Origin of the sequence: Guyparkeria hydrothermalis (genome assembly GCF_023555375.1) — a bacterium.
GTDB classification, from domain to species: Bacteria; Pseudomonadota; Gammaproteobacteria; order Halothiobacillales; family Halothiobacillaceae; genus Guyparkeria; species Guyparkeria hydrothermalis.
In genome coordinates this window covers 225,819-246,525 of sequence record NZ_JAJSEE010000004.1, presented here as the reverse complement: position 1 = coordinate 246,525, position 20,707 = coordinate 225,819, and the positions used below count along the sequence as shown (strand labels likewise).

Genomic DNA, 20,707 nt, shown 5'->3' with positions numbered 1-20,707 from the left:
GCACGCTCGCACTGGAGATGAGAGCGGTTGCGAGGGCGCCAACGAGCATTTTCTTCATCTGGTGATTCACGGCATGACTCCCTTGGCCTGGTTGTATTCGGCAATGCTGCGCTGCAGCCGGACCCGGCTCATCGCGGCGCGACGTTGTGCGGTAAGTTGACGCGTCTGGACGCGGAGTAGATCGGTAAGCCCGAATTCGCCCAGCGAGTAGCCCCGGCGGGCCAGGGCGAGGCTTTCGTCAGCAAGATCCCGGTGGGCGCGGGCCTGTTCGAGTTCCACCCGTGCTGCGGCGAGTGCCTCTTCGGCTTGGGCAACCGCGAGGCGGATCTGACGTTCCGTCAGGTGAGCAGTCGAACGGGCCTCAGCGAGATTTACATTGGCCCGACCCTGCTCGGGTGCGCGCAGAGACTGCAGCTGGATGGGCAGGGAAAGGGAGATGCCCACGCTGTCAACGGCATCGCGGCCATTTTCCTCCCGGCGGATGTTCATGCCCACGGTTGGTTGCGATCGGCCACGTTCACGCACCACCGCGCGGTCGGCCTCGGCCGCACGCACTTCGGCCTGCGCGGCGAGGAGGGCGGGGTGTTGCTGGAAGGGAATGGCATCGGCCGGTGACTCGGTCCAGTCGGCGGGGCGGACGCTCAGGCCGGTGACGCGGCGGTATTCCTCGGCAACCTGGGCCCGGCCGAGTTCCGCCTGGCGCAGGTCAGCCTGCCGCTGGAGCGTTTCCTCCCGGGCCAGGATCAGGTGGGTGCGCGGCACATCGCCGTAATCGAGGCGTTTTTTGATCTGCGATTGCAGTTCCTTGGCGGTCGCGAAGGCCCGTTCTGCCAGTGTCACCTGCGCGTCGGCTTCGGCCAGGCGGGCGAGCAGTTGGCGGACCTGGCCGGCGATCTGCAGTCGCCAGGCAGTGGATTGCTGCTCGGTGGCCGAAAGCCGTCCCTCGGCCTGGCGCTCGGCGGCCGCCTGCAGGCCGGGGCGGCGCAGCGGGAGCTCGATCGAGCCTTGCCATTCGCGCATACCGGTGTCGGTGCCCAGCGCGTCGCTCTGATGGGAGAAGCCCACCGACGGTGGCCCGTCGAGCGGGTTTCCAGCGCGCTGGCCGAGCGCATCGGCGTACGCACGCTGAGCCTCGAACCGTTCGTTTTCGGGGCTATGAGCCAGGGTGGCCGCTGTCACCTCGGCCAGGCTCAGGTCTGCATCGACGGCCAAGGTTTCCATGGCGTGTGCGAATGGCACCACCCCTGAAAGGGCGAACAGGACCAGGCCGGATTGCAGGGCAGATTGAAGGCGTCGCATGACCATCTCCGGGTAAGGTATGCGTCGCATTGAACCAGCCGCGTCTGAATTCAGGCTGAATGACGGGTGGTCGTCGGTCTGGTGTCACGGGTGTCGCCGTGAACGGGCGAGGTCAGTCGGTGGCGATGCGCCAGTCACCCCTGGCGAAATTCTCCAGCGTGTGACGCATCCGCCGGACGTGGCTGCCTCGCCAGAGCACCTTGTCGCAGGTGGGGCAGTACCAGCCCGCCCTCTCGATCGACAGGGCCTCGGGAGGAACCTGCTCGAGTTGGTCGAGCGTGGCCGGGACCAGGGACGTGTTGCAGTCCAGGCAACGTGAGAACGGGCGGTGCAGCCAGTCGATGGCGAAGCGTTCGCTCAGCTCGGCGGCCAGCTGCGGCGTGTCGTTGGCGCCGAGCAAGACGACGCGGCCGTCGCCGTTTCGAAAGCGGGCCAGATGCCGGTCTCGTGTGATCAGCCAGCGCGATTGGTCGCGGGCCTGCTCGACCAGGGCGCGATCGTCGCTGCCGCTCGTGGCAATGGCCGTGTCGTAGCCGGCTGCCCGCAGCCAGCGGCCCAGACGCTGGAGCATTTCATCGCAGAGAAAGCGGGGTTGGGGCATGGCATTCGTGCAACGTTTCCTTGGCAGATCATGGCCGAGGAATCGGGATTCGTCACCTCGACCACGGTTCCTCGGCGTTCGTCGCGCCGCCGTCCGGGGCGAGCGGCGGCATTTCTGCTGCGTGGCACACGATGGATAAACGAAATGCGAATGGTTTGCATGTAGATAGGTGATCCGATACGATCAGCGCTTTAGGGAAGGTTTGCACGAATCGATGGCATCTCTGGCTCGCGGGTTTGTTCGCAATCAAGGCGCCGGACCGAAGGCGGGCTCATTGCCCATCGAGGGACGGCAACGACGAGTGCGGGCAAACCCGCGGGCCCCGACCGGGCGGGCCTCCAAGGGCCCATCTGCGGCGTTGCAGCCCTTGTAAAGGGCGACGGCCCTTCACGGCGGGCTGCGCCTTGCATCTGGGCCCTTGGAGATCCCGCAGAGACGTCATCGATTCGTGCAGACCTTCCCTAGCGAGACCCTGCACGATTCGATGACGTCTCTGTGGGGCCGATACGGGGAGATCAACATGCAGGCAACCGCGGTGCAACCGCTGGCTGGCGCGTCGCCGGCCGATCCTCGGGCCATGGCGCCCTGGACGCTCCAGCGCGACTACCGACTCCCCGAGGGGATCGAGCCCCCGAGCCATCGGTTGGGACGCAACGGCGTCACCGCCGCGGCGCTGCTCGAGGGGGCGGCGCTGGACTCCCTGCTGGACCGCTTTTCCGCCCGCTATCCCGGCGGGGATCGGCGCGCGATTGCCTCGCAGTGGTCGAAGTGGTTGTTCCACGCCTGGCTATCGCCCCTGATTGCGACCTGGCTTATCCAGGGCGATTCACTTCAGCGAGCGCCGTCGGACTGGGGCATTCGCTTCAGCCCGGACGGCCAGGCCGAGCGGTTGTGGTTGGCGACGACACGCGATGTCGTCGCTCATCCCGCCCGCGGCGCGTTTCTCGAGTCCCTCACCTTGGGGCCGCTCGCCGAGATGATCGCCGTCCTGGCGCGTCATTCGGGCGCCTCGGTCAACGTCTTCTGGAGCAACGCCGGCAACCTGGTCGAGCACGTCGTCACGCGGCTGGTCGACCACCCCGCCGTCCCGCCCGATCGGCTCGCCGCCGCGCAGGCGTTTCTCGACACCGCGCGGATCGATGGCCAGCGCAATCGCTTGTACCGCCCGGTGAGTTACCGGCTGACCGACGAGGCAAGCGAGCCGCAACGCCTGCGTCGTGCCTGCTGTATCCGCTATCGACTCGCCGAACACGATTACTGCGAAAACTGCCCGCTGACCTGTCGGTCGGCCCGGGGCGACTTGGGTAACTTGGACAACCGGGGGGAAGGCTGATGTTCGAGGTCGACGCGGCCACTTTCATTGCCGGCGGCACCCGGGTGCTCGGCCCGGTGGATGCCGCCTTTGCGCCGGGCGAAGTGGTCGGGCTGATCGGCCATAACGGCTCGGGCAAGTCGACCCTGCTCAAGCTGCTGGCCGGCCAGCAGGCGCCCTCGTCGGGAACGGTACGTTTCGAGGGAGTGCCGGTCGCCGATTGGGGGGCGCGAGCCTTCGCGCGGCGCGTTGCCTACCTGCCGCAGCACCCGCCGGCGACTGGGCACCTCACGGCCCGCGAGCTGGTGGGGTTCGGTCGGTATCCCTGGCACGGCCTGCTGGGACGGTTCACCGCCGACGACCGTCGTCGCGTCGACACCGCCTTGCGCATGACCGATACCGAGGCCTTTGCCGACCGCGCCGTGGACACGCTTTCCGGGGGCGAGCGCCAGCGGGTGTGGCTTGCCATGCTGCTGGCGCAGGAAAGCGATTTCCTGCTGCTCGATGAGCCGCTCTCGGCGCTCGACATCGCCCACCAGGTCGAGGTGCTCGAGCTGATTCGTCGCCTGTCGCACGAGTTGGGGCTGAGCGTGGTGATCGTCCTGCACGACATCAACATGGCCGCGCGCTTTTGCGACCAGCTGGTGGCGATGCACGGCGGCGGACTGCTGGTGCGCGGCACGCCGGGGCAGCTGATGGACTCGGCCACGCTGCGCAGCATCTATGGCGTGTCCATGCAGGTGCTCACCCCACCGGGACAGTCCCGTCCCGTCGCCATCGTCGATTGAACCGTGATGCGGTCCTCACCAACCGGCCGCCGACGGTGGCGCTGGCCGCTGGCCGTGTGGTTGCTGCCACTGCTGATGGCGGCGTTGTCCGTACGGGCTGCCGACACGGCCCCGCGCATCGCCACCCTCGACTGGACGGTTGCCGAGACCTTGATCGCCATCGATGCCCGCCTGGTGGGCCTCGCACAACTCGACGGCTACGCGTCCTGGGTCGCCCGGCCGGCCGTGCCGGGCGCCGTGCGTGACCTGGGCCTGCGGGCTCAACCGAATCTCGAGCAGCTGGCCGCGATCGCCCCCGACCGGATCGCCCTCTCGCCCCTGTTCGCCAACCTCGAAGGCCGTCTGTCGACCGTCGCGCCGGTCGAGGTGTTCGAGCTTTACGGGCCCGGGGTCGACACCTGGCCGGCCTTGCGGCGTGTCACCCGCGAGCTGGGGGAATACGCCCATCGCCAAGGGCAGGCCGAGGCCCTCATTCGGCGCACGGAGGACCGTCTCGAGGAGATCGCCGATCGCCTGCCCGACAAGCCGCCGGCGGTGATCGTGGTCCAGTTCATGGACGAACGCCACGTGCGGGTCTTCGGCAAGAACGGCCTGTATCACGCGGTGCTGGAGCGACTCGGCATCGACAATGGCTGGACCGGCGCCACCAATCGCTGGGGCTTTGCCCTGGTGGGGCTCGAGGCGCTGGCCGGACTCGACGGGCGCATCGTGGTGGTCAAGCCCTATCCCGTGGGGGTGGAGCGGGCCTTGTCGAAAAGCGCGTTCTGGCAGCGGCTGACCCACGGTGCGAATCGCGATCCACTGGAGCTCGAGCCGGTCTGGAGCTTTGGTGGCCTGCCGTCGGCCGGCCGGTTTGCCGAGCAACTGCTGGGGGCGTTCAATGCGGACTGAGGTCCCGGCCCGGTCGGTTGCCGCGCCCCTCGGCGTGACCGCGGGGCTGTTCGCCGTCCTGGTGGGGTTGGCCGTCTGGCAACTGCAGCAGCAGACCGGCGGGTTTGCGTGGTCGAGCTGGTGGCCGGATCTTGGCGGCGCGTCGGTGTCCGCCGCCGACTTGGCGTTGGCGCTCGGTTGGTGGCCGCGTCTGATCACCGCCCTGATCGCCGGTGCCGGGCTCGCGCTGGCGGGCGTGCTGATGCAGCAGGTGTTGCGCAACCCGCTTGCCTCGCCGACGACCCTGGGCGTCGCCGGCGGGGCGAATCTCGCCCTGATGGCGGCGACGCTGTTCGCCCCGGCGCTGATGGGGTGGGGGGCCGAGTGGGTGGCCTTGGCCGGCGGCGGGCTGGCCATGGGGCTGGTGTTCCTGCTCTCCTGGCGACGCGGGCTGGCGCCGCTGGTGGTCGTGCTCGCCGGGCTGGTGGTCAACCTCTATCTCGGCGCATTGGCCATGGCGCTTCTGCTGTTCAACCAGGAGACCCTTCAGGGTCTGCTGATCTGGGGGGCGGGGTCGCTGGCGCAGGACGGTTGGCACGACGCCGCGTTTCTGCTGCCACGCTTGGCGATCGCGCTGGTGATTGCCTGGTTGCTGCTCCGCCCGCTGCGACTGCTCGAACTGGACGATGCCAGCGGGCGTGCGCTGGGGGTGAACCTGGCCTTTCTGCGGCTGGCCGCGCTCGGGTTGGCGGTATTCCTCACGGCGGTGACCGTCAGCGTCGTGGGCCTGATCGGCTTCATCGGCCTGGCCGCGCCGAATATCGCCCGGCTGTTGGGCGCGCACCGACTGGCATCCCGAGTGGTCTGGTCGATGCTGATCGGGGCGTTGCTGCTCGCGGTGACCGATCTCTCCCTCCAACACCTGGCTGCCTGGTTGCCCACCATGATCCCGACTGGGGCGATGACCGCCGCCCTGGGGGCCCCGTTGCTGCTCTGGTTGATCCCTCGGTTGCGCCTGTCCAGCCGGACCCCGCCGGAAACCATGACCTCGGGCTGGCCGCGGGCGGAGCGGCCGGCTCGCCGCTTGCTCGTCATGGCGCTGCTGATGCCGTTGGTGGTGGCGGTCTCGCTGCTCAGTGGCCATCTCGCCGACGGCTGGTCGTGGGTCAGCGGTGCCTGGACGGTCTGGGAGTGGCGCCTGCCGCGCCTGCTGGCGGCCGCCGGTGCGGGTCTGCTGCTTGCCGTGGCCGGCACCCTGCTGCAGCGCCTGAGCGGCAACCCGATGGCCAGCCCCGAGGTGCTTGGCATCAGTGGCGGGGTGTCGATCTTCCTGTTGCTCGGCATTGTCTGGATGCCCGCGGCCAGCACGTCGATGCTTGCCGCGCTGGGTGTGGGGGGGGCCTTGGCGGCCCTGGCCCTGTTGATCGTGCTCAACCGGCGAAGCGGATTTCTGCCCGAGCGGTTGCTGTTGACCGGGGTGGCCATCATGGCGCTGGCCGAGGCGGTCCGGGCGCTGGTGCTGGCCGGTAGTGACCCGCGCGGCCAGCAGATCGTGGCCTGGCTGTCGGGCTCGACCTACTACGTCGGTCTCGAGCAGGCGCTGCTGATCGTCGCGCTGGCCGGCGTGGCATTGGTGGTCGCGCTGCTGCTGTCGCGCTGGCTGGAGATCTTCCCGCTGGGCGCCGCGGTCAGTCGGGCGGTCGGGGTGCGGGTGACCGGCGGGCGACTGGCGGTGCTGGTGCTTGCCGCCGTGATGACCGCCGCGGCGACGTTGGTGATCGGCCCGCTCTCGTTCATCGGGCTGCTCGCCCCCCACATGGCCCGTCTGTTGGGCCTGTCCCGCGCTCGCGACCACCTGCTGGGCGCGGCCCTGATCGGCATGGGGCTGATGGTCCTCGCCGACTGGATCGGCCGGCAGATCCTGTTCCCCCACGAAATCCCCGCCGGCCTGGTCGCCTCGCTGATCGGCGGGACCTATTTCCTCTGGGCGTTGCGTCGCTTCTAGGTGCCATCGGCTGTCGGCCACGGGTTGGTCGCCGTCGAGCATCGCGGCGCGACTCAACGCCCCACTTTCCCAAGCATGACGCTTTCCCCTCCGTCACGGCCCCCGTCGCCGTAATCCGCCGCGGCAATCGGCGTGTCGCCGTCACGGTTGGCCATGCAGATCGGTTCGGGAACCCGCACGCAGCGCAAAAAAAAGGCCCCGCACGGGGCGGGGCCTTGGGGGTCATGAGGACGTGTTGCCGACTCAGTACTTCCAGTCGAGCGTCAGCATGACGTTGCGCGGCTCGCCGTAGAACGCCTGGTCGTACTCGACACTGTTGAGATACTTCTCGTTGCCGACGTTGTTGACGTTGAGCGAGGCGCTCAGGTTGTCCGAGAACTCGTAGCGCGCCATCAGGTCGGTGACCAGGTAGTCGTCCTGACGGGTCTGCCCGGTGTTGTACTGCTGGTCGCGGAAGGTTTCGCTCTGCCAGCGGATCTGGCCGCCGACGGTCATCTGCGGCCAGAACGGCAGCTGGTAGGTGGTCTGCGCGCGCAGCATCTGCTCCGGGATGAAGGTGCGGGCACGTTCGCCGTCGCTGTCCTCGATCTCGAGGTAGGTGTAGCCACCGCTGGCGCGCCAGCCCGGCAGGATCTCGCCGGCCAGCGTGAGTTCGATGCCTTCGCTGGTCAGGTCGCCGCTCGCCTCGTAGTAGTTGAAGTACCCGGGGCGCGGGTTGTTGAATGTGCCGGCGAGAGTGGCCGTGTTGTTCTGCTCGGTGCGGAACACGGCGGCGGTGGCATCCACGCGCTCGTCGAACAGGGCGGCCTTGAGTCCGACCTCGTAGCTGCGTCCCTCGATCGGCGGCAGCGGCTGGTAGTTCTGCGTCACCTCGTTCTGCGGCTCGAAGATCTCGGTGTAGCTCGCGTAGGCCGAGAGCGTGTCCGTGAGGTCGTAGACCAGGCCGGCGTAGGGGACGATCTCGGCGTCGTACTCGCTTTCGCGGGCCACGGTGTAGCTCACGCCGCTGTTCTCCAGCCAGGTGGCGCGCGCGCCGAAGATGGCGGTTGTCCGGTCGGTCAGGCTCAGGCGGGTCGCGCCGTAGATGGAGCTTTCCTCCTGGGTGAAGTCACTGCCGCCGTCGGAGGGGCCGAAGGTCGGGCGCGGGTAGTTGCCGTCCCACTGGTCCAGCGGTACGTCGATGTCGCTGGTTTCGTAGAGGCGGGCGGAGTAATCGGTGACCTCCGATTTGCTCCAGTTCACGCCGACCATGGCCTCGTGCTCGCGACCGAACAGATCGAACGGGCCCTTGGCCTGGGCGTCGGCGACCCATTGCTCGTTCTCGTAACGGTAGTTGTCCATGATGATCGACAGGTCTTCCGTGGTGCCCGGACGCAGCTGCTGGGCCGGGTCGTAGAGGTAGAAGATCTCGCTGTCGGAATCGGAGGTGAGGTAGCTGCCCGTCAGGGTCGCCTCCCAGCCGCCGGGCAGGAACTGCTGCACTTCGACGAAGCTGCGGTGGTCCTCGTTGTCCCAGTAGCTCCACTCGGGCGAGGAGCTGGCCGAACGATCGTAGTTGGTGGGCGAGCCATCGCCGTAGTACATCGGCAACGCGCCCCAGAGCGGGCTGTCGCTGTCGTTGTTCTGCCAAGTGTGACCGGCGGTCAACAGGGTGGAGTCGGTGAGATCAGCCTCGATCACGCCGTAGGCGACCTGGCGCTCGCGTCCGTGGCGGTCGAGGTAGGAATCGCCCTCTTCGGCGGCCACCACCAGGCGACCGCGCACCCGGTCACTGCCGAACAGGGAACCCGAGACGTCGCCTTCGATGCGGCGACGATCCCACGACCCGGCGGAAACGCTGGCGGAGGCCTGCGTTTCGGCGGTGGGGCGCTTGCGGATGAAGTTGACGGTCGCCGACGGCGTGCCGCTGCCGGACATCAGGCCGTTGGCACCGCGCACCACCTCGATGCGGTCGTAGACGGCGGTGTCGATATCGCCCTGGACGTTGTCGTAGGGCAGGGGGGCGCCGACGCCGTCGATCTGGAAGCGCTGGATGGTGAAGCCGCGCGAGGTGTAGTAGGTGCGATCGGTTTCCGGCTGCTCGACGGTGACGCCGGGTGTGGACTCCAGCGCGCTGTTGACGTCATCGAGCTGGAAATCCTCGAGCTGCAGGCTGGTAATCACGGACAGCGATTGCGGGGTCTCGCGCGGCGTGAGCGTCAGCCCGGTCGCCGAGGAGGAAGCCGGGGCGCGGTACTGCCCGGTCTGCTCGGTGGGCTGGAAGAACCCACCCCCCTCGACGACCACCTGGTCGAGCACGACGGCGTCGCCGGAATCGTCCGCGGCGTGGACGTCGGCGAAGCCGAGGGCGAGGCAGGGCAGGGAGAGTGCCAGGCAGTGGCGGACGGCGCGGTTGACGGGCGTGCGCTGGACGCGTTGGCGTTGAGTCATGGAAAGCGTTCTCATGCAATGGGTAAGGATTGGTGATTGGAAACGGACCGCGATGCGAGTCGCTGGGGCGAATCTACATGAGAACGATTGTCATATGCAACCGTAAGGGTGAAGGTTTCCCGTTTCCGAATGGCGTGTCGTTTTAATCGGACGGGGAGGCGGGTGCGCCCGGCGCGGACAGTACCGTTGGCGACTGGTGAGTCGTCGGGGGAGCGTTGGCCTGGTCGATCAACAGCGATTCGAACGCCGCGGCTGTCATCGGGCGGCCGAAGCGATAGCCCTGCGCCTGATCGCAGCGCAGTCCCAGCAGTTGATCGGACTGTGTCTGGGTTTCGACGCCCTCGGCGATCACGGTCAGGCCCAGGCTGTGCGCCATCTGGATCACGGCGGTGACCAGGGCGGCGCTGTCGCCCTGGCCGATGTCGCGGACGAAGGACTGGTCGACCTTGAGCCGGTCGACGGCAAAACGCCGCAGGTAGGTGAGCCCCGAGTAGCCGGTGCCGAAGTCGTCGATGGCCAGCTTGACGTCACGGCGCTTGAGCAGGGCGATGGTCTCCTCGAGGCGGTCGGTGTCGTCGATCAGGGTCGACTCGGTCAGTTCCACCTCGAGGTTTGCCCCCGGCAGCCTGGCGCGTGTCAGGGCGTTGGTGATGTCCCGGGCCAGGTTGCCGTGACGGAATTGCAGCGCCGAGATGTTGATCGCCATCACGATATCGCCCAGGCCGCGTGATCGCCACGCCGCGGCGGTGGCGATGGCCTGCTCGATCACCCAGGCGCCGATGTCGATGATCAGCCCGCTTTCCTCGGCCAGCGGGATGAACCGCCCCGGCGGGACCCGGCCCAGCTCGGGCTGGTTCCAGCGCAGCAGGGCTTCGGCCCCCACGATCCGGCCGCTGGCCAGGTCGATCTGCGGCTGGAAGTTGAGCTCGAATTCGTCGTTGGCCAGCGCCGAGCGCAGCTTGCTGATCAGCATGATCCGCTCGGTGGCGTGCTCGCGCATGGCCGGGGTGAAGACGCGATGCGTGTTGCGTCCATCGTCCTTGGCGGCGTGGAGGGCCATGTCGGCGTTGCGGAGCAGGGCGGGCAGGTCCTCGCCGTCGGCGGGGAAGCTTGTGACGCCGATCGAGGCGGTCGCCACGATCTGGTGCTCCTCGACCACCAGCGGTTGGCCGAGCGCGTTGCGCAGCCGGTGGGCGTAGCTGGCGATGTCGAGATCGTGGTTGACCTCGACCAGCATCAGGAACTCGTCGCCGCCGAAGCGACAGATGACGCGGTCGTCTGCCGGGAATTCCCACAGCCGGCGGGCCATCTCGCGCAGCAGCTCGTCGCCGGCGAGATGGCCAAGCGAGTCGTTGATGTCCTTGAAGTTGTCCAGGTCGAGATAGAACAGCAACCGGGCCCGGCCGCGGACCCGCGTGCGGCCGAGGGCGGTCGGGGCGAGCTGCTCGAACAGGGCCCGGTTGGGCAGCTCGGTCAGGGCATCGTAGTGCGCCATGTGCTCGATCCGCTCCATGGTCGCCTTGCGCTCGGTGATGTCGCGGATGAACGAGAAGTAGACGTTGCCCCGACGTCCCTCGCTCAAGACGTTGACGCTCACCTCGATGTCCCGGACCGTGCCGTCCTTGCGCCGCCATTGCCGTTCGAAGCGTGCGGCACCCATGCCGCGGATGTGCTCCATCTGCCGCGCGATTTCCGTGCGGCCGGCGGTGTCCAGGGCGGAGACGTCCATCCCGAGCAATTCGTCGCAGTCATAACCGGTCAGCTCGCAGGCCGCCTCGTTGACCTCGATGAGCTGCCCGTCGTCGCCGATCAGCACCACCGCGTCCATCGAGGTGCGGATCATCAGCTCGTAGCGCGCCTCGCTCTTGCGGTGCTCGGTCACCTCGGTGGCGATGCCGCCCGAACCGACCAGTTGGCCGTCGTTGTCGAACAACGGGAAATGCACGGTCTCGAACAGGTGAAAGGCATCGTCGAGGTCCAGTGTCTCACTGTGGATCGTGGGCTTACCGGAGCGCCGCGCGGCGCGGTTGTTGCGATCGAATTCCGCGGCGGTCTCCGTGGGCATCAGGTCGAAGACGGTCTGGCCGATGATGGCCTCGCGCGACCGGCCGATGAGCGTCTCGAAGGCCGGGTTGACCAGCGTGTAGCGCCCCTCGAGGTCGGTGAGGAAGATCACGGCCGGGGAGTGTTCGATGAAGGTGTGGTTGAGCGACTGGCTTTCGACCAGGCGCGCCGTGCGTTCCTCGACCAGGGCCTCGAGCTCGGCCTCGTGCTGTTTCTGCGTGTGAAACAGCAGGGCGAACGGCGCGACGAGGCCGGTGGCCAGCAACGCCCGGTAGACCAGGTAGGCCGAGATCAGCAGCAGGTAGTGGCCGACCTCGTTGGCCATGTCGAACACCGACCCGTAGCGCGTGAAGGCGAGGCTGGTAAGGATGGCGAACAGCAGCGAGGCCACCAGGGCGATGTGCACGCCCGGGTCGAAATGCGCGCGCTGTCGCAGGAGCAGGACGATGGCCAGTGCGAACAGGCCGATCGTCGTGTACTCGGCCACTACCTTGAAGCGCGTCAGGCCGTCGCCCTCGACAAAGCTGGTCGGGAAGACGCCAATGAGGATCGAGCCCAACAGTGCCGCGGTGGCGAGCCCGAACCCGCCGAACAGGAGCAGCGGTTGCACGGTCGATCTCGCCAGCAGGGCCGCGAGCAGGAAGGCGACGGCCTCGAGCAGGCGGAAACCCACCCACAGCTGGGTGGGTAGGTCGGGGTCGTCGAGCACCCCGCCCAGGGCGGTCAGTCCCATGCCCTTGTAGGTCAGGGTATGCAGCAACTCCAGGCCGGCGATCCAGAACGCGGCCATGCCCACGGTCAACAGGAAACCGTTGTGCGTCCAGGCGCGGGTGTGCCAGGCGAGGACGAACACGCCGCCGAGGATCACGATCCGCAGCAGTTCGCTCAGGACGTGAAAGAGCAGGAAATTCTCGCGGGCGATCTCGTGCAGGACGAGCAGCACCAGCCCGAGCCCGAGCAGTTGCGGCCAACCCAGGATGGAGTGGCGCTGGCCGGCGGGGACGTCGCGGCGGTCTGTGGAAACCGGCTGGGTCATGGGCGGGTGGTTGCTTGTGCGTGAGCGGGTTGCCGATCGCCCGCGGCCTTGACGCGCCGGCCGTGACGAGACGGGTCGGCCGTTGGCCGACGAATGACCCGATTCTACATGGGGTTTTTCGTATGCAAAGGCCGGTCGGATGGCGTGGCTACCCGATGCGATGCACGCCGCCGAGTCGGGGCACCCCGGAAGTCTAGTATTGAAAAACGCGGGCAGATGAATAAATCCGGGGCAGGGCCGGTCGGAGACGGGGCCGGACACGCGGCAAGCCGAAGGCGGCCGGAACCCGCAACAGTGACGCCGGGAGGTGAACGATGGCAGGTGGTTGGGCGAAAGACGGTGCCGAGCAGGCGCAGATCGACGACACGGTCGAGGATGCCCTGCAACGGGTGCGCAGCGAGATCCCGACCGGCGAGAGCCTGGCGGAGTGCGAGGAGTGCGGCGAGCCGATTCCCGAGGCACGCCGTCGGGCCGTGCCGGGCGTGCGGCTGTGCGTGGCCTGCCAGGCCGAGTTCGACGAGGCCCAGGAGACGGCCTCGCCCTACAACCGGCGTGGTTCGAAGGACAGCCAGTTGCGCTAGTACTAAACCGTTTCGGGCTATGCCATGCCCGTGTCGGCGATCGTGGCGGTCGCCGCGAACTGGAACCCGGCCCGCTGCAACTGGGCCTTGCCGCGCACGGTCAGGTCGGTGATGAAGCGGAACTGCTGCGCCCCGTCGACCGGGTAGGCGCGCAGCTTGTAGTGCGTGCCCCAGGGCTTTTCCCGCACCGTCACGCGGATGGGTGAGTCGAGGTGGGTGTAGGGGCTGGTCAGGGCGATGTCGCGCAGGATCTCGCTTGCCCGGGCGGCGTCGTGGTCGGGGTGCAGGTAGAAATCGGCGATGCACTGCAGGCGCGGCTCGCCGTTGTTGGCGTTGACGATCGAGTCGGTCCAGATCCGGCTGTGCGGAATGGTGATCCGGTCGTCGTCGGTGGTCATCATGTCGATGGTGCGCATGCCGACGTGGGTGACCTCGCCGTAGTGCTCGCCGATCCGCACCCAGTCGCCGTTGCGGTACGGCTTTTCCCCGATGGCCACGATGCCGGCGATCAGGCTGCTGACGTAATCCTTCAAGGCAAAGCCGATCGCGATGCCGAGCGCGCCAAGCAGGGCGATCATGTTCTGCAGCGACGGCTCGATGATCAGCGGCACGATCAGCACGATCGCCGCCACGCCGATCAATAGGCGCAACAGCGGCACCATCGCCAGGGTGAGGTGGCGTCGCTTGCCGTGCAGGCGCCGTCCCAGCCAGTTCAGTGCCCGTTGCATCAGCACGATCAGGGCCACGGTGGCCAGCACGATGGCGACGATCTCGACGACGGTGAAGGCGTCGATCTCGCGGAATATCTGCGAAGAGGGGATTGATTCGTCCATCGCGGGCCTCAGAAGGAGTCGGTCAGGTAGTCGCGGCGCTGTAACAGGCTGCGCACGCTCTGGTAGCCCAGCGCGGTGACGATGTGCCGGTCACCGCGCCGGGTGACGAGCCCCGCGCGCGTCAGGCGCAGCAGGATGGCGAGGCTGACGTCGCGCGCCAGCGGCAGGAGCTCGGCCAGCCAGCGGGTCGCCAGCCCGTTGTGCAGCAACAGGGCGTGCAGTACCAGCGCGACGTCCTCGCCCGTCTCATTGGGCAGGATGGGTTCGTGCAGTTGGTTGGTGACCCAGACATCCTCCTCGTCGAAGATGTCGTCGTTGCGCTGCTCGCCCTCGACCGCCGTGACCCCGCCGTCGTCCGGCTCGGTGCGCAGCGATTCACGCCAGTAGGTCAGGGCCGTGCCCGGGTTGCCCCGGCAGTGGGCGGCCAGTCGCTGGAGCTCCGGGTGCGCCGTCACGCCATTGCCGTTGCCGTTCGAGGGCACGGCGAGGATGTCCTGGCCGTTGGCGGCGTTGCGAAAGTGCACCCGCCGATGCGGCTGGCGCTCGATCTGGTGAAACAGCAGCCGGGTCAGCCGGGTGCCGTCGAACCCCTGCGCGGTCAGGGCATCGTGGTGCGGCATGGGCCAGAGGTGCCCCAGGTAGGCCCAGGCCCAGCTGTCGCAGCCGATGACGCCGCGCCCGAGTTCGCCGGTCTCCGCCCGGGCGAGCAGCGCGCGGACCAGCCGCAGCCCCTCGGGATGGCGCAGGTACCAATGCGCGAGATCCGGGATTACCCACAGGCCGCCGTTGCCGGCACGCGTGCCGGGGCGGTCGACCTCGAATCGGTCCAGTACGCCCAGGTCGCCCTCGAGCACGGTTTCCGGGGCGGGCGGGTCGATGAGTCGGGCGCCGTGTCGTCGCGCCCAGAACGGCAGCAGCTGCGGGTAGCAGCCATGCGGCTGGCCGACGACGAATCGAACCGGGCGTTCATCGTGACCGGTCATCCAGTCGTAGAGTGCGCCGTCCAGGGCATCGGCCGGGTCGTTGGGGTCGACCGGCGGCACCAGGTGCGACAGCCGGACCTCGGACAGCGCGCGCAACTGGGCCTCCTTGCGGGCCGGCTGCAGCGATTCTTCGTCGATCCGTCGCAGGGCCCGCTTGAACTGTGTCCAGGCCTCGCTCATCGCCCCGCGCGCCGGCAGGGCCGGCACCTGGTAGTCACCGACGGGCACGAACTGCCAGTAGGACGGTGTCTCCGGCCACTGGTTGGATGGCGTGTCGGCGCGGTTACCCGCGGGGTCTCGACCGTTTGTCGGCGAGGAGTGCGTGGACATCGAGGCGGCGCTTCCTTGTTGAACCTGGTGTGAGGGCCGGCGGCCCTGGTTCGGACCGGGCCCGGCTGGATGGAGTATGGCAAATCCGCGCCCGACTCGTGATGCCCCGTTGGTCGCAACGTGAGTCGCGATGCTGGTCGGGATCTTGGTCCGGATCCGGGGCGCGATCGAATCGCGCTCGGTTTCGCGCCGCGCCCCGTCCCGTCCGCTACACTCCCGCCCATGATTCCCTTTTCCGTTCTCGATCTCGCCCCGATCACCGAGGGATCGGATGCCCGCACGGCGCTTGCCAACAGCGTGGACCTGGCCCGGCACGCCGAGGACCTCGGCTATCGACGCTACTGGCTGGCCGAGCATCACAACATGCCCGGGATCGCCAGCGCGGCCACGGCGGTGGTGATCGGCCAGGTGGCGGCCGCCACGCAGCGCATCCGCGTCGGTGCCGGCGGCATCATGCTGCCCAACCACTCGCCGCTGGTGGTGGCCGAGCAGTTCGGCACACTCGAGACCCTGTTCCCGGGGCGGATCGACCTGGGGCTGGGCCGCGCGCCGGGCACCGACCAGACCACCGCGCGCGCCCTGCGTCGCGAGGGCAGTGACCCCAGGCGTTTCCCGGACGAGGTCGCCGAGGTGCTGGCCCTGCTCGATGACCCCGAGCCGGGTCAGGCCGTGCGCGCGATCCCCGGGGCGGGCACGCGGGTGCCGGTGTGGATCCTCGGCTCGAGCCGCTTCGGCGCCCAGCTGGCGGCCGCACTGGGCCTGCCCTACGCCTTCGCCTCGCACTTCGCCCCCGGCGAGCTGATGGCCGCGCTGGCCGACTACCGCGAGGGCTTTCGCCCGTCGCGCTTTCTCGATCGGCCCCACGCCATGGTCGGTTTCAATGCCTACGTGGCGGACACCGACGAGGAGGCGCGCTTTCACGCCAGCTCCATGGAGCAGGCCTTCGTCGCCCTGCGTAACGGCCGGCCCGGGCCGATCCCGCCGCCGGTGGCCGGCTATCGCGAGTCGGCCTCCCGGTTCGAGCGGGCGGTGGTCGAGCAGACCATGGCCTGCTCGGCGATCGGCTCGCCCGAGACGGTCGAGCGCGAGATCGAGGCGTTTCTCAAACGCACCGGGGCCGACGAGTTGATCGTCACCAACTCGAGCTTCGACCACGCCGCGCGCCGCCGCTCCTACGAGCTGCTGGCCGGCGTGCGTAACCGCATTGCCGCGAGGACCGAGGTGTCGTGACCGCGCAAAGGCGGGTGTTTCTCGCCCTGTGGCCGGATGACGCCACCCGCGCGGCACTGCATCACCTCGGTCGAGGTCTCGACGGCGGTGGCCGCCCGGTGCCGCGGGCCCACTTGCACCTGACCCTGGCGTTCCCCGGCACCATCGAGGCCTGGCAGGCCGACTGCCTGGCCGAGCGACTCGCCAGCCTGCCCGCCGACCCCATCCCGATCCTGCTCGATCGCCTGGGGCATTTCGCCGGGCCACGGGTGGCCTGGCTGGGGCCGTCCCGCGTCCCGCCGGCCTTGGCCCGCCTGGCCGCCGAGGCGCGCGGCCTGTGTCTCGCCTGCGGGGTGGAGACGGACGACCGTCCGTTCGTCCCGCACGTCACCCTGCGGCGCTTCGCCCATGCGCCCGGCGGCGCGACCATCGAGCCGCCCATCCACTGGTTCGCCGAGACCATCGCGCTGGTCGAATCCGGGCGTGACGGCCATCCCGGCCCCTACCACCTACTTGCCCGTTCGCGCTAGACGCGTTTGCGGTGGGGCTTACAGCAGCCACTCGATCGGCATCAGCGAGAAGAACCAGGTCATGCCGCGCTTGATTGCGCCGGCGCCAGGCTCCCGCGTGTGCCGGGTGAGCCCGTCGTCGGTCCGTTCGATCCAGCGGATCTCGCCGTCTTCCAGCACCAGCCGATAGGCGCTGGTGGGCACGTGCATCTCGAAGGTGTGGCTAATGGCGCGGGCGAGGTCGGGGCTGTCGATGACGAAACCCAGTTCGGTGTTGAGCAGCACCGAACGGGGGTCGACGTTGTAGGAGCCGATGAAGACCTGTCGGTCGTCGATCACCACCGCCTTGGCGTGCAGGGTGGTCGCCGGGCTGCCGAACGGGCCGGCGCCCTCGGGACGCGGGTCTTCCTCGGCCACCCGACGCATCTCGTAGAGCTCCACTCCCGCCTCGAGCAGCGGTTTGCGATAGCGCGCGTAGCCGGTGTGCGCCGGGGCCATGTCGGTGGCATCCAGGGAGTTGGTCAGCACGCGCACGCGCACGCCACGACGGGCCAGCGTGGCCAGGTCCTCGGTCAGCGTCGGGGTGGGGACAAAGAACGAGGAGATGATGTCGATCGAGCGGAGCGGCGGGCGCAGCTGATCGCGCAGCGAGAGCGTGAGCAGGTCGTTGGGGTCGTGTTCGCCCAGGCCCTTGGTCGGCGGGTCGATCACCAGCCGGGTGGGCGCCCATTCGAGGCTCAGCTCCCCGTTGAGCAACTGGCCGATGACGTAGTTTTCGCGCACGGCCACCATGAGCTCGCCGGCCTGCGGGTCGAGGGCGATGGCGTCGGCCTCGAAGTCCAGGGTCTCGCGCACCCGGTTCACGGTTGGCTCGTCCGGCACGGGCAGGATGCGATGCACCGGGTAGGCCGAGTCGCTTTGCCAGTAACGGTCGAACCCGAGCGAGACCTCGTCGACCACCGACCCCACCGCGAGGATGTCGAGGTCCGAGAACAGGAAGCCCTCGGTGGCGCCGAAGTAGCTGTCGCCGATGTTGCGCCCGCCGCTGATCAGGGCCTGGTTGTCGGCGATGATCACCTTGTTGTGCATGCGGCGATTGGCGCGATCGAAGTCGGTGAGAAAGCCGAGCCAGCGCGCGTCGCGCGTCATGAAGGGATTGAACAGCCGCACGGCGATGTTGGGGTGGGCGTGCAGGGCGGCAAGCTGGGTGTCGAGCTGGCGGGTGCCCTGATCGTCGAGCAGCAACCGCACGCGCACGCCCCGGTTGGCGGCATCCAGCAGTTCGCGCAGCAAGAGGGTGCCGGAGCGGTCCGCGTACCAGATGTAGTACTGCAGATCGAGGCTGCGCTGGGCGGTGCGGGCGAGATGGGTCCAGGCGGCGAAGGTTATCGCCGGGTCCGAGAGCAGGTAGACGCCGGTCAGTCCCGGGTGGGCGGCCTTTTGCGGGGCCAACGCGTCGCCCAGGGGCGTGGCACGCGCCTCGGCCGGCTGGATGGCCGTGCTGACGTGCCGACCCTCCAGCGGCGGCAGGGCGCAGCCGGCGAGCAGCAGCACCATCCCGAGGGCCGGCAGCGCTCGCCAAACGGGCATTTCCTTGAGCCAATGCGTGATCAATCGCGGATCCTCCCTGCCTGATCATTGCGGGCTGATCGTGGCTCGACCCGTCGATGATTCCACGAATGTCACCCCGGCGTCATCTGCTCGCCCATCGGGCCTCTACGACCGGTTGATCGGTGATTGGAGGCGTGGCCGGGAGCGGGGTTCCATCCGTTGCGCCAAATAGGTGCATTGGTCTGGCCCGACTGGCACAATCGCGCCCCTCGCGATAATCCATCGCCTGCCTAAGGAAACTCTGCACGATTCGATGGCATCTCTGGCTCGCGGGTTTGTTCGCAATCAAGACGCCGGACCGAAGACGGGCTCATTGCCCGTCGAGGGACGGCAACGCCGAGTGCGGGCAAACCCGCGAGCCCCGTCGGGGCGGGCCTCCAAGGGCCCATCTGCGGCGTTGCAGACCTTGTAAAGGGCGACGGCCCTTCATGGCGGACTGCGCCTTGCATCTGGGCCCTTGGAGGTCCCGCAGAGACGTCATCGAATCGTGCAGAGTTTCCTTAATAGTGGAGCGTGCCTTGTCGGGATAAATCCGCCGGAATCACTAACGTTTGGCCAGGCGGCCCGATACCATTAATGCGCGCAGGCATATATGATGCCATCGTGTGCCACTGCTCCCACTGTCCCGATCCTCACTACCGCCTTACCGAGAAAAGCCTGACCCATGCGCAAGAACCTCCCCGTCACCGACACCGAACGTACCTTCGCCCCCGGCGAGCGTCTGGTTTCGACCACCGATCTCAAGGGGCGCATCACGCATTGCAACGACGCCTTCGAGGCGATCAGCGGCTTTTCTCGCGACGAGCTGATCGGGCAGCCCCACAACATCGTGCGCCATCCTGACATGCCGCCGCTGGCCTACGAGGTGATGTGGAGCCATCTCAAGGCGGGCCAACCGTGGATGGGGCTGGTGAAGAACCGCTCGAAGAACGGCGATTTCTACTGGGTGGATGCCTACGTCACCCCGATCACCGAGCACGGCGAGGTGGTCGGCTATGAGTCGGTACGCTCCTGTCCGTCACGCGAGGACGTTCAGCGTGCCGAGCGCCTGTACCGTCGCATCAACCAGCGCGGGTATCGGGTGCGGCGCTTTCGCCTGCATGCCCAGGACGTCGTCGGTGCGACGGGGCTGTGCGCCGCGGCCGGCCTGTGGCTGGGCGGTCTTGGCGCGGCGGCGTTGCTTGCCCTGGCGGGCACGGGGCTCGCATTCGGGCTGATGGGGCGCCTGCGCGAGCGGCGCCTGATCTCGGCGCTGAACGAGCAGATGCCCAATGCCTTCAGCCACCCGCTGGCGGTGGAGTCCTACACCGGCGACGTGGGGCTGTTGGGGCGACTGAAGGTCTCAATCAAGAGCGAGCAGGCGCGGATGATCACCGTGCTCACCCGGATCGAGGATGCCTCGGACCAGGTCAGCCGCCAATCGTCGGTGAGCCTCGATCTCTCGACCCAGGCCAAGGAGGAGATCGCGCGCCAGCAGGCAGAGACCGAGCAGGTCGCGGCGGCCATGCACGAGATGTCGACCACCATCAACGACGTCTCCGAGCACGTCCAGCGCACCGCCGACGAGGCCAATCGCTCGCAGGAACTGGTCGAGGAAGGGCGGGGGCTGTCCACCCGCACGCGCGAGTCGATCGTCGACCTGCAGGAGACGGTCAACGCCATCGGCGAGTCGGTGGAAGGGGTCTCGAACCAGACCGGCGCGATCGCCAGTGCCGCCGGCATCATCGACCAGATCGCCCAGCAGACCAACCTGCTGGCCTTGAACGCGGCCATCGAGGCGGCGCGCGCCGGCGAACACGGCCGCGGCTTTTCCGTGGTGGCCGAGGAGGTACGGGATCTGGCCCGCCGCACGCAGGAGTCAACGCGCGATATCCACGAGATCATCGCCACCCTGACGCAACAGGCCGAGGAATCCGTGGCCGTCGCCCGCCGCGGTCGCGAGGCGGCCACCGCCGGGGTTGATCGCGTGCGCGAATCCGAGGAAATGCTCAATGGCGTGGCCGAGGCGGTGGCGCAGATACGCGACATGGCCACCTCGATGGCCGCTGCGGTCGAGGAGCAGGCCACCGTCTCCGACGAGATCGATCGCCAGGTGCACAACATCTCCGATCTCGCCAATTCCAGCCTCGACCAGTCGGCCGCGGCCGAGGACAAGATTCACGATCTCGAGCGCATTGCCGCCGAGCTTCACGAGCTGGTCACCCGCTTCAAGCGCCACTGACAACCCGTCCCTTTCCGCCTTCTCG

Annotated in this window: 15 protein-coding genes; 8 read left to right on the top strand and 7 right to left on the bottom strand. The window is 68.2% G+C overall.

Features of this window, described 5'->3' with window-relative positions; translation table 11 throughout:
* Window positions 1-66: 66 nt before the first annotated feature.
* Both LV475_RS07435 and LV475_RS07430 read right to left on the bottom strand, forming a co-directional pair.
* Complete coding sequence (locus LV475_RS07435) at window positions 67-1,299, bottom strand: TolC family protein (RefSeq protein WP_169303502.1); 1,233 nt, start codon at window positions 1,297-1,299, stop codon at window positions 67-69.
* A 112-nt stretch (window positions 1,300-1,411) separates the two neighbouring features.
* Window positions 1,412-1,900, bottom strand: coding sequence for a Mut7-C RNAse domain-containing protein (locus LV475_RS07430; RefSeq protein ID WP_136865991.1), 489 nt, complete (start codon window positions 1,898-1,900; stop codon window positions 1,412-1,414).
* 520 nt (window positions 1,901-2,420) lie between these two features.
* Between LV475_RS07430 and fhuF the strand changes: the two genes are divergently transcribed.
* The 4 genes from fhuF to fhuB are packed head-to-tail and all read left to right on the top strand — an operon-like array spanning window position 2,421 to window position 6,875.
* Window positions 2,421-3,233 (top strand): siderophore-iron reductase FhuF, encoded by an 813-nt coding sequence (gene fhuF / locus LV475_RS07425; RefSeq protein WP_169303503.1) that lies wholly within the window; start codon window positions 2,421-2,423, stop codon window positions 3,231-3,233.
* On the top strand, window positions 3,233-4,000 hold the full coding sequence (locus LV475_RS07420; RefSeq protein ID WP_136865993.1) for an ABC transporter ATP-binding protein: 768 nt from the start codon (window positions 3,233-3,235) through the stop codon (window positions 3,998-4,000). The genes fhuF and LV475_RS07420 overlap by 1 nt, the downstream gene beginning before the upstream one ends.
* Before the next feature lie 6 nt (window positions 4,001-4,006).
* On the top strand, window positions 4,007-4,891 hold the full coding sequence (locus LV475_RS07415) for an iron-siderophore ABC transporter substrate-binding protein (protein WP_136865994.1): 885 nt from the start codon (window positions 4,007-4,009) through the stop codon (window positions 4,889-4,891).
* A complete protein-coding gene (gene fhuB, locus LV475_RS07410; protein WP_136865995.1) occupies window positions 4,881-6,875 on the top strand; it encodes a Fe(3+)-hydroxamate ABC transporter permease FhuB in 1,995 nt (664 codons plus the stop codon). The genes LV475_RS07415 and fhuB overlap by 11 nt, the downstream gene beginning before the upstream one ends.
* Before the next feature lie 243 nt (window positions 6,876-7,118).
* On the opposite strand, the gene LV475_RS07405 is transcribed toward fhuB, so the two are convergent.
* Entirely contained in the window at window positions 7,119-9,305 is a 2,187-nt protein-coding gene (locus LV475_RS07405; RefSeq protein ID WP_250106074.1) for a TonB-dependent siderophore receptor, read from the bottom strand.
* Window positions 9,306-9,447: 142 nt separating this feature from the next.
* On the bottom strand, window positions 9,448-12,405 hold the full coding sequence (locus tag LV475_RS07400; protein WP_136865997.1) for a bifunctional diguanylate cyclase/phosphodiesterase: 2,958 nt from the start codon (window positions 12,403-12,405) through the stop codon (window positions 9,448-9,450).
* A gap of 314 nt (window positions 12,406-12,719) precedes the next feature.
* Between LV475_RS07400 and LV475_RS07395 the strand changes: the two genes are divergently transcribed.
* Entirely contained in the window at window positions 12,720-12,986 is a 267-nt protein-coding gene (locus LV475_RS07395) for a DksA/TraR family C4-type zinc finger protein (RefSeq protein WP_136865998.1), read from the top strand.
* 17 nt (window positions 12,987-13,003) lie between these two features.
* Here LV475_RS07395 and LV475_RS07390 read toward each other — a convergent pair whose 3' ends face one another.
* On the bottom strand, window positions 13,004-13,819 hold the full coding sequence (locus tag LV475_RS07390; RefSeq protein ID WP_136865999.1) for a mechanosensitive ion channel family protein: 816 nt from the start codon (window positions 13,817-13,819) through the stop codon (window positions 13,004-13,006).
* Window positions 13,820-13,827: 8 nt separating this feature from the next.
* Window positions 13,828-15,132, bottom strand: a complete 1,305-nt coding sequence (locus tag LV475_RS07385; protein WP_136866000.1) for a hypothetical protein — start codon at window positions 15,130-15,132, stop codon at window positions 13,828-13,830.
* A 222-nt stretch (window positions 15,133-15,354) separates the two neighbouring features.
* On the opposite strand from LV475_RS07385, the gene LV475_RS07380 reads away from it, so the two are divergent.
* Both LV475_RS07380 and thpR read left to right on the top strand, forming a co-directional pair.
* Complete coding sequence (locus tag LV475_RS07380; RefSeq protein ID WP_250106073.1) at window positions 15,355-16,362, top strand: LLM class flavin-dependent oxidoreductase; 1,008 nt, start codon at window positions 15,355-15,357, stop codon at window positions 16,360-16,362.
* The gene (gene thpR, locus LV475_RS07375; RefSeq protein ID WP_136866002.1) at window positions 16,359-16,871 is read left to right on the top strand and encodes an RNA 2',3'-cyclic phosphodiesterase; all 513 of its coding nucleotides are present in this window, start codon (window positions 16,359-16,361) and stop codon (window positions 16,869-16,871) included. Before LV475_RS07380 ends, thpR begins: the two co-directional genes overlap by 4 nt.
* 18 nt (window positions 16,872-16,889) lie before the next feature.
* Here the strand turns inward: thpR and LV475_RS07370 are convergent, their stop codons facing one another.
* Window positions 16,890-18,464, bottom strand: a complete 1,575-nt coding sequence (locus tag LV475_RS07370; protein WP_250106072.1) for a phospholipase D family protein — start codon at window positions 18,462-18,464, stop codon at window positions 16,890-16,892.
* A 661-nt stretch (window positions 18,465-19,125) separates the two neighbouring features.
* Between LV475_RS07370 and LV475_RS07365 the strand changes: the two genes are divergently transcribed.
* Window positions 19,126-20,682: a methyl-accepting chemotaxis protein gene (locus LV475_RS07365; protein ID WP_156573500.1), complete on the top strand. Its 1,557-nt coding sequence runs from the start codon at window positions 19,126-19,128 to the stop codon at window positions 20,680-20,682.
* The last annotated feature ends 25 nt before the right edge of the window (window positions 20,683-20,707 follow it).